Genomic DNA, 5,714 nt, shown 5'->3' with positions numbered 1-5,714 from the left:
GGAGTCGATTCAGTAAATTCATTGGCAAAGGTTCCATCGTCGGTATACCAGCCATCAAATCTGTATCCGGTTTTCGTTGGCGCTGCGGGTAACGTTACAGTGGTATTTTCTGCTACATTGGCAATCGGAGCCACTGTGCTTCCCCCATTGCTGTCAAAGGTTACCGTATATGTGTCCGAAGTAAGGGCAGTCCACTTGGCATAGACTGTCATATCTTCTGTCACCGGAGTCGATTCGGTAAACTCATTCTCAAAGGTTCCATTGTCTGTGTACCAGCCTGCAAAGGTATATCCTGCCTTTGTCGGCTCTGCCGGCAGCGTCACCGTGGTGTTTGTCGTCACATTGACAATCGGAGCTACCTGACTTCCTCCATTGCTATTAAAGGTCACAGTATATGTGTCTGGAATAAGGGCAGTCCACTTGGCGTAGACCGTCAGATTTCCTGTAACTGCAGTCGATTCGGTAAACTCATTTTCAAACGTTTCATCGTCTGTATACCATCCCGCAAAGGCGTATCCTGCTTTTGCCGGAGCCGCCAAAAACGCAACCGTACTATTGTAAAGAACTTCTGTCAGTGGGGCAACCGCACTGCCTCCATTGCTGTCGAACGTCACCGTATAGGCTTCGGTAATCCAATTCGCATAAACCGTCAGATCCCCTGTTACCGGGGTTGATTCGGTAAAAGAGTCCGCAAAGGTTTCATCGTCGGTATACCAGCCATCGAAGATATGCCCTGCCTTTGTCGGCTCTGCCGGCAAGGTCACAGTGGCATTGGCCTCTACATTGGTAATCGGAGCTACCTGGCTTCCGCCTTTGCTGTTAAAGGTTACAGTATAAGTATCCGGTGTAACTGCCGTCCACTTAGCATAGACCGTCATATTGCCCGTAACCGGAGTGGTGTCTGTAAACCTATGAGCAAAGGTGTCATTGTCCGTGTACCAACCGGCAAAAGTGTAGCCAGCTTTCGTCGGTTCGGCCGGTAAGGATACAGTGGCATTAGCCGCTACATTGGCAATCGCTTCGACTGCACTTCCGCCGTTGCTGTAAAAAGTCACAGTATAGGTTTGGGCTGATTTTTGCACCCTGTTATTATTGGTATCGGCAACATAGATATTGCCATAACTGTCCACCGCTATGCCAGAGGGATTGTCAAACTGACCGGCACCGTTCCCGCGGGTTCCCCATTTCGCCAGCAAAGTACCGGCAGGGCTGAACATTCTAATCCAATTGGCGCTGGTGTCTGCAACATAAACATTTCCGGTACCATCCACGGCAATTCCCTGCGGGAAGTAAAATTGGCTGTCACCGGATCCCAGGCTTCCCCACTTCAATACAAATTCGCCGTTGGCATCAAACTTCTGTACCCGGTTGTTATTGTTGTCGAGCACATAGATATTTCCACTGCTGTCAACAGCTACATCTCTTGGGCTGTTAAACTGGCCATCACCATTGCCGTAACTGGTTCCTCCCCATATATATTGCGGCTGGAATGCAGAGTTGAACTTCTGCATTCGATGGTTCTGGGCTTCAACCACATAAATGTTGCCATCACTGTCTACAGCGACTCCTGACGGCCTTTTAAATTCTCCTTCGCCTGTACCGGTGCTGCCAAAGGCTTCCGGATTTCCGCCCATCGAGTCAAACTTCTGAATTCGATCGTTTTCGATGTCGGCAACGTAAACATTGCCGGCACTGTCCACGGCGATTCCTTTAGGCGAGTTAAACTGGCCAAGCCCAGTACCGAAGCTCCCCCACGCTGTAATAAAAGCACCCGCAGCATTAAACTTTTGAATCCTGTGATTATTACTGTCCGCAACATAGATATTGCCATCACTGTCCACAGCAATTCCATAAGGGCGGTTGAATTCCCCTTCATCAGAACCGTTGCTTCCCCACTTCGTCAGGAAACTGCCTGACGAATCAAATTTTTGGATCCGTTTATTACCGGTGTCCACCACATAGACATTGCCGCTGCTGTCTGTCGTAACATCTTGTGGAGCGCCAAACTGAGCATTCCCTACACCATTACTTCCCCACTTCGTTAGAAACTCGCCTTCCGCACTGTACTTTTGAATACGGTTGTTAAGTGTATCTGCAATATAGATGTTTCCATCTTGATCCACGGCAACACCGAGGGGAAGGTTGAATGGACCCCCAGCGCTGTCTGAGCCTCCAAATGCCCCTACATAAACGCCATCAGACGTAAATTTTTGAAGCCGCGGGTCATTACCATCAACGGCATAGATATTACCGTTGTTATCCACCGCAATATCGGATATCAGGCTAAATTGGTAATCTCCATTGTCCTGACTATCCCCCCATTTCGTAATAAATTCACCATATGAATCGAACTTTTGAATCCGTTTGTTGGTGGTATCCGCAACATAGATATTCCCATCGCTGTCTACAGCCACACTTTTCGGATTTCTAAATTGTCCATCATTGCTGCCGGCGCTGCCAAACTTCATCAAGAATTCGCCTGTGGAACTGAACTTTTGAATACGGCTATTACCCATATCAGTAACATAGACATTATTATCACTGTCTATGGCAATATGACCTGGAACATTCAGTTGGCCATTTCCATTGCCATAGCTTCCCCATGTGGCCAGAATTTCCCCCGTAGAACTTAATTTCTTGATCTGATGCCGGTTTGAATCGGCAATATAAATATTACCGTTGCTGTCCACTGCTGCAGCCACTGGAACATCAAAGAACCATTGCCCGTTTGGAATGATGGGTATAAAGCCGCTTGGTATCGAAACCGCCGTCCATTTGGCATAAACCGTTATATTTCCAGTTACCGGAGTAGCTGCTGTAAACACATTCGCAAACACACCATTGTCTGTGTACCAGCCGGCAAAAGTGTATCCCGCCTTGGTTGGGGCTGTAGGCAAGGTTACCGTCGTATTCGCTGCCACATTGCTGATCGCTTCAACCGGGCTGCCGCCATTGCTGTCAAAGGTCACCGTATACCTTGCCGGAGCAGTCGCACCCAGCTTTTGAATCCTGTTGTTGCCGCTGTCGACAACATAGATATTATCGTTGCTGTCAACCATTACAGCACCGGGCATGAGAAACTCTCCCTCAGAAAACCCCGGGCTCCCCCAGCTTTCTATGAATTCTCCTGTAGAACTGAACTTTTGAATCCGATAGTTACCACTATCCGAAACATAGACATTTCCCTCGCTGTCCACAGCAATGCCATTGGGGTAACTTAACTGGCCATCCTCGCTCCTATGGTTTTCATCACCATCATTCCCCCACTCCAGCACAAAACTTTCAGTACTGAACTCGCTGAACTTCTGCACCCGATTATTGTAGGTATCAAGCACATAGATATTGCCGATGCTGTCAATAGTTACACCGGTAGGACCACCAAACTCTCCGGGGCCGGTACCGGGGTCGGTTCCTCCCAGTGTCCCCAAAGAAGTGCCTGTGGGGCTGAATTTTTGCACCCGGTGGTTCATAATTTCAGTGACGTAAAGGTTGCCGCTGTCATCCACCGCTAAACCCATTGGCACATTTAAGCTGAAGTCCGATTCTTCCAAACTCTCGATTGTATCCAGATACTGACCTGTAGAATCAAACTTTTGAATTCTATTGTTATTCAAATCGGCAACATAGACATGGCCGTCAGAATCCACCACAATGCCCATAGGCATGTTAAACTGGCCATTATCACTGCCGTAACTGCCCCATGCTGTCACAAACGCGCCTGCAGCATCAAATTTCTCGATCCGGTTATTATCCGTATCGGAAACATAGATATTTCCCTCAAGATCCATCGCGACCCCATAAGGTTGGTAAAGTTCACCCTCAGCACTGCCGCCCCTTCCCCATTTCTTCAGGAAGCCGCCTGAGGAAGTAAATTTTTGAATCCGGTTGTTATCGCTATCGGTAACATAGATATTATCATCACTATCGACCGCAATGCCGCATGGATTGGCAAACTGGCCGTCCCCGCGGCCATCGCCCCCCCAGCTCATCTGGAAATTGCCTGCTCCATCGAACTTTTGAATTTGATTAGTATCAGCATCGGCTGCATAAACATTTCCCATGCTGTCCACTGTAACACCTTGGGGCTCAATCAGCAGGTCTTCTCCAAAACCGTCTTCTGCGCCGAACATCATCATAAAATCGCCGGCAGAAGTAAATTCAACGATTCGTCCCGTACCGCTGTCAACAACATAGACACTTCCGTGAGGGTCCACAGCTATATCCGTTGGCCGGCTGAATTGATAGTATCCACCGGCCTGGCTCCACCAATCAGCATCCACCTGCCCTGATGAATTAAATTTTTCAACCCGATTATCCTCTTCATAGGTGACATAAATGTTTCCATCGCTGTCCACCGCAACCCCGCTTGGAGACATAGGGGAGTCGCCGTCCCCGTTATTCTCCAGGCTCATCTGGAAATCGTAGTAATCTTCGTAATCGTCTTCTATTAACATGAATTTTTGGACCCGATTGTTGCCTGCATCAGCAACATAGACATTTCCGTCACCGTCTACTGCGATGTCCGCTAATTCATCAATTCGTCCATTTGCGCTGCCATAAACTCCCCAAGACTGCAGAATCTCACCCGTAGGGCTTAATTTTGTAACTTGGTATGGATTTTCATCGCTCTCAGAAGTACCGACATACATATTACCGCTGCCGTCAACCGCCACCGCATTCGGGGAATCAAAAAACCATTGCTGGGCAGGAATGATCGTTCGGAAACCTGAATCAGTATCAGCCAAAGCCGTTTTACTGCCTAAAGGAAACATCGTCAATACAAATACTAAAATCATCAATAAACTTACTGATTTTCTAAAGACTCTCACGTTTTATGTCCTCCTTTTATCTTTAATAAATATTTCATAGCTTTTATCATAAAGTACCGACCCTAAATAAACCCTAAATGAAGAGTGCTCCATAGTACTAATTAGTCCTATGGAGCACTTCACACAAATCCTTATATATCAATATTTTCGACACTTTTAGTTAAAAAATTTAATTTAAAAATTTTCTAATGGTAAAAGTATTTTTTAAGTATTTTAAAACGATAAATCTTCTATCTTTAATTCAGTAAATAAGACATTATCGAGGATCATTTTTCAATCAAAGACCAAAGCTGCTCTTCAATGCCTTTGTTCACTGCTCCTTCTCCGCCGAACAAGGTCATTCCGCTCAGCTTGCGGCTCTTCAAATACTCAACGAAGCTGTTTGATAAGCTGCTGTCCACCAGCATAATCGGTGAATTGTGCTTTGCGGCATAAACACTTCCTGCAAGTGCATCGGGGAAGTTGTTGCCCGTGGCTATGCAAATGCTTCCTCCCGCTTCATTGAAGTATTTTGCTGCTGCCAGCGATGTTTCGTAACGGTCCTGTCCTGCGATTCTCACTACATTGCTTTTATCCAGTGAAGTGAGCTGGGCTGCCTGATCTTCCACCACAGTGCTGATAACCGCCGTACCCCCGATAATATAGACTTTGGACGGCATAATCTTGGTGATAGCTTCCTTAATATCGTTACTGAGGCCATCCTTTGGCACTAAGAAAATCGGGCTCTGCATTCTCGCTGCAATGCTGCTGACCGACAGCGCATCCGGATAGCTTTCTCCGTAAGCCAGGATTACCGGAGTTCCGGTCTTGACTTCTAAGCGTTCAGCTATTTTAACCGCCGTTTCATAGCGGTCTGTTCCGGCAAGCCTGGTGATACGGCTGAAA

General features: G+C 47.1%; 2 protein-coding genes. Both read right to left on the bottom strand.

What is annotated here, in order from left to right; translation table 11 throughout:
• The coding region (locus tag OXPF_RS13395) for an InlB B-repeat-containing protein (protein WP_083479958.1) at positions 1 to 4,796 on the bottom strand (4,796 nt) is incomplete at its 3' end.
• 299 nt (positions 4,797 to 5,095) lie between these two features.
• Positions 5,096 to 5,714: cell wall-binding repeat-containing protein (locus tag OXPF_RS13390; protein WP_054875732.1), on the bottom strand; the 619-nt coding region annotated here is incomplete at its 5' end.

The sequence above is a fragment of the Oxobacter pfennigii genome, assembly GCF_001317355.1.
Taxonomy (GTDB): domain Bacteria; phylum Bacillota; class Clostridia; order Clostridiales; family Oxobacteraceae; genus Oxobacter; species Oxobacter pfennigii.
This window is presented reverse-complemented; position numbering and strand designations above follow the sequence as displayed.